This is a genomic window from Cutibacterium avidum 44067, assembly GCF_000367205.1.
In the GTDB taxonomy this organism is placed as follows: Bacteria; Actinomycetota; Actinomycetes; order Propionibacteriales; family Propionibacteriaceae; genus Cutibacterium; species Cutibacterium avidum.
In genome coordinates, this window is record NC_021064.1 from 2462677 (window position 1) to 2476818 (window position 14142).

The 14142-nt window shown below is 61.7% G+C and carries 16 protein-coding genes and 1 pseudogene; 10 read left to right on the forward strand and 7 right to left on the reverse strand.

Features of this window, described 5'->3' with window-relative positions:
• Positions 1 to 25: 25 nt before the first annotated feature.
• The 4 genes from rpsF (at position 26) to rplI (ending at position 1870) form a co-directional block, all read left to right on the forward strand.
• Positions 26 to 316: a 30S ribosomal protein S6 gene (gene rpsF / locus PALO_RS11185; protein WP_004809781.1), complete on the forward strand. Its 291-nt coding sequence runs from the start codon at positions 26 to 28 to the stop codon at positions 314 to 316.
• Positions 317 to 430: 114 nt separating this feature from the next.
• On the forward strand, positions 431 to 1021 hold the full coding sequence (locus tag PALO_RS11190; protein ID WP_004809779.1) for a single-stranded DNA-binding protein: 591 nt from the start codon (positions 431 to 433) through the stop codon (positions 1019 to 1021).
• A 145-nt stretch (positions 1022 to 1166) separates the two neighbouring features.
• On the forward strand, positions 1167 to 1406 hold the full coding sequence (gene rpsR, locus PALO_RS11195; RefSeq protein ID WP_004809778.1) for a 30S ribosomal protein S18: 240 nt from the start codon (positions 1167 to 1169) through the stop codon (positions 1404 to 1406).
• Positions 1407 to 1420: 14 nt separating this feature from the next.
• Entirely contained in the window at positions 1421 to 1870 is a 450-nt protein-coding gene (gene rplI / locus PALO_RS11200) for a 50S ribosomal protein L9 (RefSeq protein WP_004809776.1), read from the forward strand.
• A gap of 135 nt (positions 1871 to 2005) precedes the next feature.
• On the opposite strand, the gene PALO_RS11205 is transcribed toward rplI, so the two are convergent.
• The gene (locus tag PALO_RS11205) at positions 2006 to 3373 is read right to left on the reverse strand and encodes an MFS transporter (RefSeq protein ID WP_015583635.1); all 1368 of its coding nucleotides are present in this window, start codon (positions 3371 to 3373) and stop codon (positions 2006 to 2008) included.
• Between the two features lie 97 nt (positions 3374 to 3470).
• On the opposite strand from PALO_RS11205, the gene PALO_RS11210 reads away from it, so the two are divergent.
• The 3 genes from PALO_RS11210 (at position 3471) to PALO_RS11220 (ending at position 6095) form a co-directional block, all read left to right on the forward strand.
• Positions 3471 to 4178 carry a hypothetical protein gene (locus PALO_RS11210; RefSeq protein WP_041710171.1) on the forward strand — a complete coding sequence of 236 codons (708 nt, stop codon included), beginning with the start codon at positions 3471 to 3473 and terminating at the stop codon, positions 4176 to 4178.
• A 269-nt stretch (positions 4179 to 4447) separates the two neighbouring features.
• Positions 4448 to 4966, forward strand: a complete 519-nt coding sequence (locus tag PALO_RS11215) for a ferritin (protein ID WP_015583637.1) — start codon at positions 4448 to 4450, stop codon at positions 4964 to 4966.
• A gap of 274 nt (positions 4967 to 5240) precedes the next feature.
• Complete coding sequence (locus PALO_RS11220; protein ID WP_015583638.1) at positions 5241 to 6095, forward strand: undecaprenyl-diphosphate phosphatase; 855 nt, start codon at positions 5241 to 5243, stop codon at positions 6093 to 6095.
• Between the two features lie 87 nt (positions 6096 to 6182).
• Here PALO_RS11220 and PALO_RS12960 read toward each other — a convergent pair whose 3' ends face one another.
• The 6 genes and pseudogenes from PALO_RS12960 to PALO_RS11245 all read right to left on the reverse strand — a co-directional run bounded on the left by PALO_RS12960 (position 6183) and on the right by PALO_RS11245 (position 11097).
• Positions 6183 to 6599, reverse strand: coding sequence for a siderophore-interacting protein (locus PALO_RS12960; protein WP_231097140.1), 417 nt, complete (start codon positions 6597 to 6599; stop codon positions 6183 to 6185).
• Between the two features lie 66 nt (positions 6600 to 6665).
• Positions 6666 to 6872 (reverse strand): annotated as a pseudogene (locus tag PALO_RS12965) (siderophore-interacting protein); the annotation flags it as partial.
• 578 nt (positions 6873 to 7450) lie between these two features.
• A complete protein-coding gene (locus tag PALO_RS11230) occupies positions 7451 to 8401 on the reverse strand; it encodes a metal ABC transporter permease (RefSeq protein WP_015583639.1) in 951 nt (316 codons plus the stop codon).
• Position 8402: 1 nt separating this feature from the next.
• Positions 8403 to 9344, reverse strand: coding sequence for a metal ABC transporter permease (locus PALO_RS11235; RefSeq protein WP_004809755.1), 942 nt, complete (start codon positions 9342 to 9344; stop codon positions 8403 to 8405).
• Positions 9341 to 10090, reverse strand: a complete 750-nt coding sequence (locus tag PALO_RS11240; RefSeq protein ID WP_015583640.1) for a metal ABC transporter ATP-binding protein — start codon at positions 10088 to 10090, stop codon at positions 9341 to 9343. Before PALO_RS11240 ends, PALO_RS11235 begins: the two co-directional genes overlap by 4 nt.
• Positions 10091 to 10146: 56 nt before the next feature.
• Positions 10147 to 11097 (reverse strand): metal ABC transporter substrate-binding protein, encoded by a 951-nt coding sequence (locus PALO_RS11245; RefSeq protein WP_015583641.1) that lies wholly within the window; start codon positions 11095 to 11097, stop codon positions 10147 to 10149.
• A 191-nt stretch (positions 11098 to 11288) separates the two neighbouring features.
• Here PALO_RS11245 and aat point away from each other — a divergent pair, with 191 nt between their 5' ends.
• The 3 genes from aat to PALO_RS11260 all read left to right on the forward strand — a co-directional run bounded on the left by aat (position 11289) and on the right by PALO_RS11260 (position 14112).
• Positions 11289 to 12020: a leucyl/phenylalanyl-tRNA--protein transferase gene (gene aat, locus PALO_RS11250; protein ID WP_015583642.1), complete on the forward strand. Its 732-nt coding sequence runs from the start codon at positions 11289 to 11291 to the stop codon at positions 12018 to 12020.
• Between the two features lie 44 nt (positions 12021 to 12064).
• On the forward strand, positions 12065 to 12994 hold the full coding sequence (gene pheA / locus PALO_RS11255; protein WP_004809749.1) for a prephenate dehydratase: 930 nt from the start codon (positions 12065 to 12067) through the stop codon (positions 12992 to 12994).
• Between the two features lie 194 nt (positions 12995 to 13188).
• A complete protein-coding gene (locus tag PALO_RS11260; RefSeq protein ID WP_004809748.1) occupies positions 13189 to 14112 on the forward strand; it encodes a DUF2382 domain-containing protein in 924 nt (307 codons plus the stop codon).
• The last annotated feature ends 30 nt before the right edge of the window (positions 14113 to 14142 follow it).

Here is a 14142-nt window from a genome sequence, read left to right on the forward strand (position 1 = left end):
AGACCAGAGGAGGTGGAGTCAGCGTATGCGTAAGTACGAGGTCATGATCATCATTGATCCGACCGTCGAGGAGCGTCAGGTCGATTCCCTCATGGAGAAGTACCTGAAGGTCATCACTGACGAGAAGGGCACCGTCGACAACGTCGACGTGTGGGGCAAGCGCCGCCTGGCCTACGACATTCAGAAGAAGTCGGAAGGCGTCTACGTCGTCATCAACGCGACCTGTGAGCCCGCGACCATCCAGGAGATGGATCGTCTTCTCGCCATCGACGAGAAGGTCATGCGCACCAAGGTCATGCGTCCCGAGATCCACTGAGGATCGAGGACCCGCGCTGTTCGCCTCAGTTCTTCGGGAGATTCCGAAGACTGTCCTAGGTGAGCGGCACACTGGAACCATTGATTCGCAAAACCCCGAACCGCGGAGAGTGACATGGCTGGCGAAACACCCATCACGGTGATTGGCAACTTGACTGCTGATCCTGAGCTGCGCTTCACCCCTAATGGGGTGCCTGTCGCGAATTTCACGGTGGCATCGACCCCGCGAACCTTTGACCGACAGACCAACGAGTGGCGCGACGGTGAGGCAATGTTCCTCAACTGTTCCGTGTGGCGCCAGTTCGCCGAGAATGTCGCCGAGTCCCTCTCCAAGGGCATGCGTGTCATCGTCAACGGCAACCTCAAGGCTCGCTCCTACGAGGACCGCGACGGCAACCGTCGCACCTCCTATGAGATCGACGTCAACGAGGTGGGCCCGTCGCTGAGGTTCGCCTCGGCCAAGGTGGCTCGCAACCAGTCCTCCGGCGGAGGCAACTGGGGTGGCAATGCTGGTGGCGGCCAGGGCGGCACCTGGGGCGGGAACCCCGGTGGCGGCCAGGGCAGCTGGTCCGGCGGCAATGGCGGCCAGAGTGGTAATTGGGGCGGAAACTCCGGTAACCAGGGGTCCTACAACAACGGTGATGCCAACCGCGGCGGCGGAGTCGATCCCTGGGCCTCGGCCCAGACCGATGAGCCCCCGTTCTGATCGGTAGGTCTCTGATCGGGAGATCCGATCCGCCGATCACCGGCATCATCGATACAAGAAACATCAGGTTCGGTGCCCCGCATGGGGCCACGGACAAGGCACATTCCGGCGAGAGCCGGGCTTTCACACGAAGGAGAGCACCACAATGGCCGGTCCACAGCGCAAGTCTGTGAACAAGAAGAAGGTCGTCCCCGTCAAGACCGTGCACATCGGCGCGGTTGACTACAAGGACACTGCCCTGCTGCGCAAGTTCATCTCTGAGCGAGGCAAGATCCGCGCTCGTCGCGTCACCGGGCTGTCGGTCCAGGATCAGCGCAAGGTCGCCATCGCGATCAAGAACGCCCGCGAGCTCGCACTGCTCCCGTACGCCTCGACGGCTCGCTGAGAAGGGAGAAAGACATGAAGCTCATTCTCACTGCTCCGGTGGCCAAGCTCGGTGTCCCCGGTGACATCGTTGAGGTCAAGGACGGTTACGGCCGTAACTTTCTGCTGCCGCAGAACTACGCCATCAAGTGGACACGCGGTGCTGAGGCCCAGATCAAGGACATCACCCGCGCCCGCGAGGCCAAGGAGATCAACTCCAAGGAGGAGGCCGAGCAGGTCCGCTCTCAGCTGGAGCACCTGGTCGTCCAGGTGACCGTCCAGGCCGGCGAGAGTGGTCGTCTGTTCGGTGCCGTCACCCCTGCCGACATCGCCCTGGCCGTCAAGAAGGCTGGTGGCCCCGCCCTCGACAAGCGGACCATCGAGATCAGCAAGCCGATCAAGACCATCGGCAAGCACACCGTCGGCGTCAAGCTGCATGACGCCATCAAGGGTCACGTCACGGTGGAGACCGTTCCTGCCGCGTGATCTGACGCACACGCAGACATGAGGGAGGGCACCCTGTGGGTGCCCTCCCTCATGTTGTGTCACCACCGGCGAAAGTCATGACGAAGCCTGACTCCATTGTGCGCCGCGCGGGGGTCACCGCATGGCCACTGGGGGTCAGCGGGCTGCCGGTGGGGGCGTTTCATCGTTGTGTGTCCAGGCGTGCCCCTGCTCGTGATCGAGATGGGTGGCCGTCTTGTTCTTGAGCCCGAAGACGTAGATCAAGGTCGAGATGAAGGTCAGGGTCGTCACGTAGACGATGAACCACGTCACGTTGCCATGTTCCTTGAAGGCCTCGTAGATGAGCGGGGCAGTGCCACCGAAGCAGGAGTTGGCGAGGCCATAGCCGAGGCCGACACCGAGGGCGCGAATCTTGGCCGGGAAGAGCTCGGACTTCACCAGGGCGTTGATCGAGGTGTAGCTGGTCAGGATGATGTAGCCGACGAACAGCAGGCCGAAGGCGCCGAAGGGATTGGTGGCCTTGGGGAGGAAGGTGATGAGTACCCACGTGTAGCAGATGGCGCCCACGCCGAAGAAGACCAACAGCGGTTTGCGGCCGATCTTGTCGGAGATGAGGCCGCCGACCGGCTGCAGGCACATGAGGAAGATCAGCGCGATGAGGTTGACGGTGGTCGCCGTCATTGCCTGCTCCTTGAAGGTGGACTTCACGATGGCGGGGGCATTCACCGAGTAGGTGTAGAAGCAGACGGTGCCGCCCATGGTGATGAGGAAGACCAGCAGCAGCGGCTGCCAGTGATCGACCAGCAGGGTGCGCATCGTGCCGGAATCGCGGTCCAGGCCGGTGCGGATGTTCTCCAGATGCTCCTCGGTGAGGGATTCGTCCATGGTGCGTCGCATCCAGAGCACGACGACGGCCGCGAGGCCACCGATACCGAAGGCGATACGCCAACCCCAGGTGGCGATCTGGTCGTGGGTCAATGTCGCGGTCTCGATGAGCAGGACGGCCTGGGCGATGACCTGGCCACCAACGAGGGTGACGTACTGGAAGGATGACAGGAAGCCGCGACGATTAGGAACAGCCGCTTCCGACATGTACGTCGCCGAGGTGCCGTACTCGCCACCGGTGGCGAATCCCTGGACAATGCGGCAGATGATGAGGAGCGCTGCGGCCCACATACCAATCTGGTCGCGAGAAGGAAGGATCGCCACAACCAATGAGGCGAAGGCCATCACCAGAACCGAGAAGGTGAGGGCGTAGCGACGTCCGTGCCGGTCGGCCCATCGTCCGAAGAACCAGGAACCCAGCGGACGCATGAGGAAGGTGATGGCGAACACGGCATAGACGTAGATGCGCGAGTTCTTGTCCTCAGGGCTGAAGAACTGGTTCTGGAAATATGTTGCGAAGACCGTGTAGGTGTAGACGTCGTACCACTCGACGAGGTTTCCCAGGCACCCTTTGAGGGTGTTGAGTGCAGCCCGTCCGAGACTGTGTTCTTCACGGACCAGTTGTGTTTCACTTGCCACCGTTGGCGCCTCCTTTGGCATCGTGATTGGAACTATGCCGTAAATGGATGAAAAGTGTGACATTAGTAACATATTTGTAACAAGATCGGGGTGAGGTGTGACAGAAGACAGCGACTGGCAGCCCGGCGTTGTGTTCACTCACACGTTGTCCCTCATCCTCGATGACGAGGCCCAGGAGGTTCTTCGTGATGTTCGGAACCGGCTCATGGCAGCGGGGATTCCGGTGCTGCACGAGCCTGCCCACGTCACGGTGGCGGCGGTCTCGACCATGAACGGTGTCGATTCTGATCTCGTCGACGTCGGGTGGCCGGAGCGAGTGACGCTGACGACCTCGTGCCAATTACCGAATTCTGACGGTGTGGTGGCGCTGTGCCCTCACCACCCAACTCGCCCCGACGTCACCCGCCCTGAGGTCGCCTGGTCGGACACCAACGCCCCCGTCCCCGCCGCTGTCTCCGGCCCCCTCACCCCCACGACGATTTCTGACACCTCGCCGGGGGAAGGTGCCGAATCGTGCTCCTCTCCGGCGGCGGCTGACGTTTTTCGCGCCTCGCGGGTTCCGGAGGCGCTCCGGAGACCCCATGAGGCTCTGCATCGTCGGCTGGCCGAGGTGGGCGTCACCGCTTTCAACTATTACGGGCCACGGTGGTGGAATCCCCACGTCACGATGGGGTACCAGGTTCCGCCTGAGCTACGGGGCAGAGCAGTCGAGCTCCTGGCCGATGTCGTGCCTCTCGAGGTCGGGGTGATGGGGATTTCCGTCTGGTGCGTCGGGAATGGTCAGACGTACGCCCTGTGGTCTTGATCTGGCGGTGAAAATCGTCGAGGAGTGTCAGTCGTCGCCTTGGACGCCTTATCAGATGACATACCGGGGCAGGCCTCTCCCTGAGGGCTCTCACCGCCGAGAGCGGCAAGGGGGCCGGTCCAAGAGGCCGATTCATCCAGTCCGCGTGACCCGTGAGCACGAAAATTGTCGCGTCGGGTGGGGGAGATTCACAGCAGTGATGTCCCTTCATCTGGGGTGCCATTCTTCGTCACCCCGGAGTTTTTGGGTGCCCCTCGTAGGCTCGAGACATGAACATGTCCGATGACATCGTCAAGGCCTTCAACGATCAGATCACCCTCGAACTCACCGCTGACATGACTTACCGTCAGCTGGCCATCGAGGCCGACGCCCAGGACCTCTCCGGCGTGGCCACGTGGCTACGCCACCAAGCGGACGAAGAGATCGTTCACGCCAACAAGTTCATCGACCACGTCCTCGATCGCGGAAACCACCCGCGCATAGGCACCATCGAAGTTCCCGAGGTCGAGCCCGGTCTGTCCCCGCTCGAGATCTTCCAGACGGCCCTTGCCCATGAGGAGAAGGTCTCCGAGGCCATCCGTGAGCTCTACCGTTCCTGCACCTCAGCCGGCGACATCGACGCCATTCCGCTGCTCCACTGGTTCATTGACGAGCAGATCGAGGAGGAGTCGACCGTCGGCGAGATCGTCGGTCGGATCGAGCTCATCGGGGACGACGGCCCAGGCCTGCTTCGGCTGGACGCCGAGCTCGGCTCTCGCAATGTGGATTCCACCGAGAACGCTGAATGACGTCATGTCATACGGGGTTCGCCCGCATGACATGACGATGCGCGTGGGCTCATGCTGTTGCAGCTCATGGCCGCCACTGTGAGGGAGCTGTGCGCATGAGGACCGTGGTCGTAGTTGGGATGTCTCAGCCCCGACCACGGTCATTGATGTCAGGCGACTGGGTACTTGTACCGCAGAATTGTCGGTATCTCCGTCTATGGTGTGAGCCCGGATGCAGTGACGTGGATTAGCGCCTGCCGCATCCGCACGACCCCCAATCGAGAGGTTTTCATCCGTGAACTGGCTGCACGCCGTCATCCTTGGCATTGTCGAGGGCATCACCGAGTTCTTGCCTGTCTCCAGCACCGGCCATCTCCGTATCGTCGAGAAGCTGTTGGGGTACGACATTCAGGGCGCCGGGATCACTGCCTTCACCGCGATCATCCAGGTCGGCGCGATCATCGCCGCCATCATTTACTTCTGGTCTGACATCGTGCGCATCGTCGTCGCGTGGTGCAAAGGTCTGGCCCACAAGGAGGACCGCAGCGATCCGGATTACACTCTCGGTTGGGGCATCATCCTGGGTTCGATTCCGGTGGGCATCGTTGGCCTGTTGTTCAAGGACGCCATCGAGAACACCCTGAGTTCCCTGTGGGTGGTCGCCATTGCCCTCATCGTCTGGAGTGGCGTGATGTGGCTGGGTGACCGTCAGTCGGACCTCGACCGTGGCATGAAGGAAGTCGGCATCGTCGATGCCATCGTCATTGGCTGCTTCCAGGCACTGGCTCCGCTGTTCCCCGGTATCTCCCGATCGGGCGCGACGATTTCTGCCGGTCTGTTCCGCAAGTTCGATCGCGCGACCGCAACTCGCCTGTCGTTCTTCATGGGGATCCCGGTGCTCGTGGCTGCCGGCATCTACGAGACCATCTCGGCTGCCAGTGACATTTCCGCCGCTAGCGGAGGCGGCAATGCGATTGGTTGGGGGCCGACGATTCTGGCGACGGTGGTCTCCCTCATCGTGGCTTACGTCTCCATCGCATGGCTGCTGAAGTTCGTCTCCTCGAACAAGTTCACCGGCTTCATCTGGTATCGCATCGTCGTGGGTCTCGTCATGATTGGCCTCATTCTGACCAACGTGGTCACCGCCTGATCATCATCTGACGCATCGAGGGCCGGTCTGCTTCAAGCAGGCCGGCCCTCGACGCTGTGTGCGTAGATCACCCAGGTTGAACCTCCCTCAGTCTCCCGACTCAGCTTCCATCGAGCGGTTGAAGTCCTGCTTCATGGCGCGCCATCCGTCGGCGTCGTGCCCGGCGAACCAGTAGGCCGACAGCTGCACCCTCTCCCTGGGCAGTCCACGCTCGAGGCGCAGATGACGGCGCATGGGACGGACCATCGCGGCCTCTCCATGAACGAAGGTGTGGGCGTCGTCGGGTAGGGCAAGGCCTCGGACGGTGGCGACAATTCCCACGGGATCGCGGGGAGTCGGCACGATCGTGATGTGGTCGTTCTCGGGGAGGGGGTAATGGTGATGCCCGTCGACGAGGACGACGGTGGCGCGGGCCGATTCCGGCAGGGCAGCGAGGGTATTCGCCACTGCTGGGAGAGCGACCGCGTCGGCGACGGCGAGCAAGTGGGTGAGGTCCGAAGGCATCTGCCAGTGGCCTCCCGGTCCCCTCACTGCAACCTCGTCACCGGGCTCGACGATTTTCGACCACTGGGATCCGGGGCCGTCATGGGCGTCCGCCTTGGTCTCGGGCCCGAACTGCAGGACATCTATGCCCCACGACCCGTCATCGGACCAGCGGCGGCGGGTATACGTGCGCAGCAGAGGATGGGAGTCGTTGCTGACAGGCGTGCGGAGGTCGGATCCATCGGACGGCAGGGCGATCTTGACGTGATCGTCGACCGAGGTGATGGGCGGCATGTCGCACGGCTCGAAGTCGATCGAGATGACGTTGGGAATGTCGTGGCGAACCTCGCGGACCCGCGCCAGACGCTGGACTTTGACCATGCGGCCAGGCTACATCAATTATGAAAATATGACGTTGCCAAATATGTGTGAGTCCGGTGTCACGGAGTGAGAGGCCGTCATCGGGGGGTCCGACACCGGCATCCCCCGGGAGTTATCCACAGGTTTATCCACCAACTGGGGACAACTCACACGGGTGTAATTCGGCCAGTGTGGTTCGTCGTGGGCCTTGCCGAAGGTACGAAGACTGTCCTCCCGGACAAGGATCACAGCCCCGAGGCATCCCTGCTTCCCAAAGCAGGCCCTTCGTTGCCAAGTGCGAAAAATGTCAGCCGAGATAGGGGAGGGAACACCGGAGTGCTTGGCCTGGACCTCGGCTGACAAAAATTACCGCGCAGTCAACGAGTGCAGGCAGTGGGCGTGACCACCTTGGGCAATTGACGCGCACGACGGGCTCGGGCAACCGACCCGTGTGACCAGCTCGTGCGAACAAACGGGCAACCGACAAGGATCGTCAGTCGCCCGGCGTGACGTCAGGACAGTACAGCGTCGGGGACCGTCTTGGTCGACACTGCCCGACTGTCGCGAGGATGAACCTCGGTCGGGGCTGGTTTCTTGGCCAGGGAACGCTGTCGAATGCGCGTCGCGATGTTCGTACCGGCCAGCACAACCAGGAACACCACACCGGAGACCGCCGACATCATGGACGAGGTCGCCAGGTCCCAGATCTTTGCCAGCTCGAATCCGACAACGGCCGAAACCACCGCCACGACGATGGTCCACCCCACCATCCGACGCAGGGTCCTCGCCATCAAGAGTGCGGTGGCCGGCGGAGCAATCATGAGTGCGACGACGAGGATCGACCCCACCGCGTCGAAGCACACCACCACCGTGAGGGCGATGAGACACATGAGGATTCCGTTGGTCAGCCGGACCGGCAGGCCCATGGTGCGAGCCAGCTGCGGGTCGAAGGTCGCCACCGCGAGCACCCTCCGCATCGCGAAGAGGACGATCGTGGTGATGGCGCACACCACGATCTCCTTCCACATCGTGATGGGGCCGATGTCGATCGTCCCGAACACGATGTGATTCACCGATAGTGCCTGCAGGTTGATGTTGCCAGCGAGAATCGTCGACTCGTCGATGTGAACCTCTGCCAGCACCGTCGACAGCAGGATCACACCGATGGAGAACAGTACGGGGAAGATCAGCCCTTGGTTGGCATCGCCAGTGACCAGTCCGGTGCGGGCCAGGCACTCGGCACCAATGACGACCACCAACCCCATGAGGGTGGCGATGACAACCAGCAGAGGGGAGTTCAATGACCCTGAAAGCAGCGCCCCGATGGCGATACCCGGCAGCACCGCGTGGGACATCGCGTCGACGAGCATCGACTGGTGGCGCAGCACGAGAAAGATCCCGGGCACCGAGCAGGTGACAGCCGTGACGATGGCCAACAGTAGGATGGACGTGATGAGTGGCATGTCAGTTCCCCTCTGCCTGTGCTGCTAGTGCGCGGCGCCGCGACACCCGGATCTGGGTCAGCGACCGATGCGGAGAAAAGAGCATCGAGAAGGCGAACACGACGAACAGCACGACGACGATCACCGGTCCGGTCGGCACCCGGCCCATGCACACCGCCAGGTATGAGCCGGCAGCTCCGCAGACCGCTCCCAGGATCGCAGCGAGGACGATCATGGTGTGCATGTGTCGCACCCACAACCGAGCTGCGGCCGCCGGCATGATGGCGAAGGCGATCATGAGTACGAGTCCCACGGTCTTGACCCCGATGACGATGGATGTCGTCGTCACGAGGAACAGAATCGTCGAGACGGTCCGCCCGGAGTATCCGGACATCGTCGCGAAGACTGGATCGAAGATGAAAAGTGTCAGCCCACGCCAGGTGAATGCTGCCACTCCGACCGCGATGAGCCCGAAGACGAGGATGACGATGTTGTCCTCAGTCGTCAGAGTGGCTGCGTTGCCGAAGAGGTAGGTGTTGATCCCTTGGCGGTTGGGCAGAGTGGACTGGGCGATGATGCGCAGCCCGACCATGCCACCGCCGTAAAAAAGTGCCAGGCAGATTGCCATCGCCGCGTCGATACTCACCCGGGAGTGGGCGCTGATGACGTTGGCCAGCAGGGCTGCCAGGGCTGAGGAGATGACGGCGCCGATGGTCAAGGTGGCCATGGAGCGGCCGTTGACGTTGAACACCGCTGTCGACACGATGAAGGCTCCGACGACCCCGGCGATCGCGGAGTGGCCAATGACGTCGGCCAACAGGGACTGCTTGCGCTGGTAGAGCAGGCACCCCAGCCCGCCAGAGAACAATCCGATGAGGACCGTGCCGATGAGCATCGTCCGGTAGGTGTAGCTGCCGAAGAACTCCGAGGCAGGCACGATCTCGGCAAGAACGAGGGCGCTCATCGTGCCCCCGTGAAGATGTCGTCGCTGATGCCGTAGGCGGTGTGCACCGTCTCGGTGGTGAAGGCCTCGGCGAGGGGGCCGACCGAGACCACCTTCCCCTCGGCCAGCAGGCACGCCCAGGTACAGATGTCGGCCACACTGGCGAGATTGTGATGGACGATGACGAGTGTTTTCCCTTCCGAGACGAGCATGTCAAGAACTGACATCAGGGTGCGTTCGCTGGCGGCGTCGACCCCGGCGAAGGGCTCGTCCATGAACAAGAAGTCGGGACGCTGGGCCAGGATGCGTGCCATGAAGGTCCGCTGTTTCTGTCCACCGGAGAGTTCGGTGATGTGCCGGTCGGCATATTTCGCAATGCCGACGGTCTCCAGCGACTCCCGGACGATCTGCTTCTCTGCAGTTCCGGGACGTTTGAACCACCCGAGCCTCCCGAAGGTTCCTTGAGCCACGACGTCTCCCACCGTCGCCGGGTAATCCCAGTCGACGTCAGCGGCCTGCGGCATGTACCCGATGTGGCGACGCATCTGGTTGAGGGGCTTCCCAAAGATCTGGACGGATCCGGTGAGGGTGGGGATGAGTCCGAGAATGGCCTTCATGAGGGTGGACTTACCAGCCCCATTGGGGCCAAGGAGGGCCAAGGCCTCACCTGTGGGCAAGCTGAGGCTGGTGTGGGACAGAGCGATGTTGTCCTGGTATGCGACGGTGAGGTCGTCAACCTCGAGGGCTGCTGATTTGGGTGAGGACATTGGCTTCTCCTTGTGGACAGGTGCCGCCCACGTGCTCATGGGCGGCACCGTTGCGCTCACTTGAGGGCGTTGGTGATGGTTTCGGCGTTGTACTGGAAGACGCCCAGGTAGGTGTCGACTGGGGCCTTCTCGCCGAGGGAGTCGGCGTACAGCGGCTTGTCGGAAACGGTCACGGATCCACCCTTGGCGGCAACGGCCTCCTTGAGGTGTTTGATGGCCTCAGGGTTCTTGAGGTTGTCCTGGAAGATTGTCTTGATCTTCTTGTCGGCGATGAGCTTGGCGAGGTTGTCCATCTGAGCAGCGCTCATCTCGGACTCCGAGGAGACGAAGTCGGTGGCGTGAATCTCGATGCCGTAGGTCTTGCCGAGGTAGTTGAAGGCGTCGTGACCGGTGACAAGGATGCGGCGATCCTTGGGGATCTGGTTGAAGAGTTCGCCGGCCTTCTTCTTCCCCTCATCGATCTTCTTGTTGTAGGCCTCGCCGTTCTTCTTGTAGGTGTCAGCGTTGGTCTTGTCGATCTCGCCCAGTTTCTTGGCGGTGGCGGTCACGACGTACTTCCAGTTGTCGGGGGAGTTCCACACGTGGGGGTCGTGGCCCTCGATCTTGCCGTCCTCCTCCCAGGGGAGCAGATCAGACTTGGGGATGGATTCAGCGGCGGGGACCTGCTTGTTTCCGAGCTTGTCGAAGTGGTCCATCATGTGGTGTTCCATGTCATGGCCGGTCCAGACCACGGCGTCGGCCTTCTCGATGGCCTCGATGTCACCGGTGGAGAGCTCCTGGGTGTGGGGGTCGCCGCCGGGCTTGACGAGCACCTTGACCTTGGCGTCAGGGGCGATGTTGTGGACGGCGTCTCCGAGGTATCCGGTGGAGGCAACGACGTTGAGAGCCTTCTTGCTGGAATCGCCGGATCCAGAGTCGGACTTCTCGGTGGAACAACCACCGATGCCGGCGGCCATGGTCAATGCTGCGACGACGGCAGCCGCCGATCGAAGGATGGAGGACTTCATGAGCCTGGCTCCTAGGTTGTGTGAAATGTCTGCTCGTGCGTTTACATGAGCAGACGAGACCCTAGCAAAGGTGAGCCTTACCTAATAGCAAGGGGTGGGGGTTTCGTCAGGTAAGCCTCGGTTGTCGTTCGCGCTCGATGTCGTGGTGAGGGTGGACAATGGACCCGCGGCGACGACAGGAGGCCAGGTCAGTGACGGTTCCAGAGCTTTTCGGAGATCCGGATCAATGGCCTGACGATGACCTCATCGCGATCACCGGGGCTCTCAGTCCCCACCTGGTGCTGGCGGCACTCCATGAGGGTGTCTTTCCCATGCCCATCACTGACGAGGAGGTGCCCCGGGAGTTCCAGGGGGCGACAGCGTGGTGGTCTCCCATGTATCGAGGTGTTCTGATTCCCGGTCATCTCAAGGTCGCTCGCAGTTTGCGCAAGACGACCAAGCACCAGACGACGACCGTCGATCGCGCCTTTGGTGACGTCATCACACGATGCGCTGACCCGGATCGCCCCTACGCCTGGATCGATGACCGCGTCATCGAGGCGTATGGCTACCTCCATGAGCGAGGCTGGGCTCATTCGGTGGAAACCTGGGACGACAAGGGCCGCCTCGTGGGCGGGCTCTACGGCGTCAGTGTGGGCGGATTGTTCAGTGGGGAATCGATGTTCCACGACCCTCGACACGGGCGCGACGCCTCAAAGACTGCTCTGTTGAGGTTGGTGTGTGAACTCGGTTCGAGATTGCTGGACGTGCAATGGAGCACCCCGCACTTGGCCAGTCTCGGCGTCACCGAGGTTGACCGGGCGGAATACCTTGACCTTCTTGATGATGCCCTGGATCGTCCGGCTCCGCAGTGGACGAGTCCCGATGATCCGGCGTGGAATGGCGTCCAGCTCCTCGATCGGCTGCGCGAAATGCCCGCCTGACGGAGTCGGGGCCACTGTGACGACCACGTGGATAGTCTGACGGCGTGTACGGATATTTCGGCCCCGCAGGCACTTTCACCCATCAGGCCCTCAAGACTCTCGGCCGCGTCGACGCTCGCCCGTATGCGACGGTTGGCGCCGCATTGCAGGGCGTTGTCGATGGCGACGTCGAGGCGTCGTTGGTTCCCATTGAGAACTCCGTCGAGGGTGGTGTGAGTGCGACCCTGGACACTCTCGCTGCTCTGGGTGGTTTGCAAATCGTTCGCGAGGTCGTCATTCCGGTGCAATTTAATCTTTACGTTCGACCTGGGACGTCGTTGTCGTCGATCCGTCGCGTCGTGACCCACCCTCATGCCGCGAATCAGTGCCGGGACTGGCTTGCCGCCAACCTCCCGGAGCACGCCGAAATCACCCAGGGTGGGTCGACTGCCTCCGCGGCGAAGGAGGTGTCGGATCCACGGTCCCGTTTCGATGCCGCCGTCTGCGCCGAAGTTGCCGGAACGATGTACGGATTGACAGCTGTGGCACAGGGAATTGCGGACAATCCGGATGCCGTCACGAGATTCATTTTGGTTGCGAGAAGTGGGCAGATGATTGCTCGAACGGGGGATGATCGCACCACTGTTGTCGTCGTTCCCCCGAGCGATCACCCAGGTGCCTTGTTGGAGATCCTGCAGCAGTTCTCTTTCCGCAAAATTAATTTGTCGAGAATTGAATCGAGGCCAACCAAGGATCGTCTCGGTGAGTACTGCTTCTCCATTGATGCCATTGGCCACGTCGCGGATGGGAGGATGGCTGCTGCGCTCAAGGGGTTGTACCGGATCAGCCGTCAGGTGATCTTCCTCGGGTCCTATCCAAACGGCTCTACAAGGGGTCTTGCGTCGCCTGAGGGCCCTGACGTCATCCGCGGCTTCAGCGATGAGGATTACGTGGCGGCGGAGAAGTGGTTCCAGGGGGTCATCGGGAAATGGTGACGTATGCGTCCTCGCCGCGGTCAGGGATCGTAACATACCTAGGTTGCCAGAACAAGAGTTTTGGTTAAAAGCGATTAACGCAACATGAGCCGGTTTGATTGTGGCCCTCAGGTTCGTATCGTTGAAGACATCAACCGATTCTGCTCGGCTCTCCGAATGGGATTTGGTAGAAATCTAAACGAAAGGAATTAAGAATGCCGACTGACAAGACGCCTACGAACGCCAATATCGACGCTCTTTACGACCGTACCGTTGTAGACCAGTCTGGTGACAAGATTGGCGAGATCGGCCAGGTCTACCTCGACGACGCCTCCGGCCAGCCGGCTTGGGTGACCGTCAAGACCGGTCTCTTCGGACGCAACGAGACCTTCGTCCCGTTCAAGGGCCTCGAGACTTCCGGTGACGAGATCCGCGCTCCCTACACCAAGGACAAGGTGAAGGACGCCCCGAACGTTGACCCGGACGGCCACCTCTCCGAGGATGAGACCGACGAGCTGTACCGCTACTACTCCGATGCCTTCGCCTCCGAGAAGGACACCACCAAGGACGCCAACCCGGGTTACGCGGGCAACGGTGTGTCCGGTGGAGCTGCTGGTGGCGTTGCCGGCCAGAAGGTCGTCGACAAGGAGGGCAACCCGGGCGTTGCTGGAAATGGTGTTTCCGGTGATCGTATTGCCGACGCCAAGACCGAGAAGGTCGCCGACACCACGCCGCAGACCACTGCTGACCAGAAGTCCCCGGTGGCCGAGGATGGCTCCGTCGTTCGCCACGAGGAGCGCCTCAACGTTGGCAAGGAGCGTGTCGAGACCGGTCGTGTGCGCATCCGCAAGCACATCGTCCATGACACCGAGACCGTCGAGGTCCCGGTCGAGCGCGAGGAGATCCACGTCGAGCGCGTTCCTCTCGACGAGAAGGTCGCCGGTGACGACGTCAAGCTCTCCGAGGGCGCCCAGGACATCGTGACCCACGAGGAGCGTCCGACCATCGACAAGGAGACCGTCGCCGCCGAGAAGATCAAGATCGGCAAGGAGACCACCCAGGACACCCAGACCGTGTCCGGCAAGGTCGCCAAGGAGCAGATCGACATCGATCAGGCCAAACAGCCGAAGAACAAGTGACGTCGAGGACTCAAGCGATGGCGTGATCGC

What these genes read in the sequence shown, in the direction of transcription:
- rpsF (WP_004809781.1), top strand. Translation starts at nt 26, where the DNA reads ATGCGTAAGTACGAGGTCATGATCATCATTGATCCGACCGTCGAGGAG.
- PALO_RS11215 (WP_015583637.1), top strand. Translation starts at nt 4,448, where the DNA reads ATGAACATGTCCGATGACATCGTCAAGGCCTTCAACGATCAGATCACC.
- PALO_RS11260 (WP_004809748.1), top strand. Translation starts at nt 13,189, where the DNA reads ATGCCGACTGACAAGACGCCTACGAACGCCAATATCGACGCTCTTTAC.
- PALO_RS11230 (WP_015583639.1), bottom strand. Translation starts at nt 8,401, where the DNA reads ATGCCACTCATCACGTCCATCCTACTGTTGGCCATCGTCACGGCTGTC.
- PALO_RS12960 (WP_231097140.1), bottom strand. Translation starts at nt 6,599, where the DNA reads ATGCCTTCGGACCTCACCCACTTGCTCGCCGTCGCCGACGCGGTCGCT.
- PALO_RS11235 (WP_004809755.1), bottom strand. Translation starts at nt 9,344, where the DNA reads ATGAGCGCCCTCGTTCTTGCCGAGATCGTGCCTGCCTCGGAGTTCTTC.
- PALO_RS11190 (WP_004809779.1), top strand. Translation starts at nt 431, where the DNA reads ATGGCTGGCGAAACACCCATCACGGTGATTGGCAACTTGACTGCTGAT.
- PALO_RS11240 (WP_015583640.1), bottom strand. Translation starts at nt 10,090, where the DNA reads ATGTCCTCACCCAAATCAGCAGCCCTCGAGGTTGACGACCTCACCGTC.
- rplI (WP_004809776.1), top strand. Translation starts at nt 1,421, where the DNA reads ATGAAGCTCATTCTCACTGCTCCGGTGGCCAAGCTCGGTGTCCCCGGT.
- rpsR (WP_004809778.1), top strand. Translation starts at nt 1,167, where the DNA reads ATGGCCGGTCCACAGCGCAAGTCTGTGAACAAGAAGAAGGTCGTCCCC.
- PALO_RS11245 (WP_015583641.1), bottom strand. Translation starts at nt 11,097, where the DNA reads ATGAAGTCCTCCATCCTTCGATCGGCGGCTGCCGTCGTCGCAGCATTG.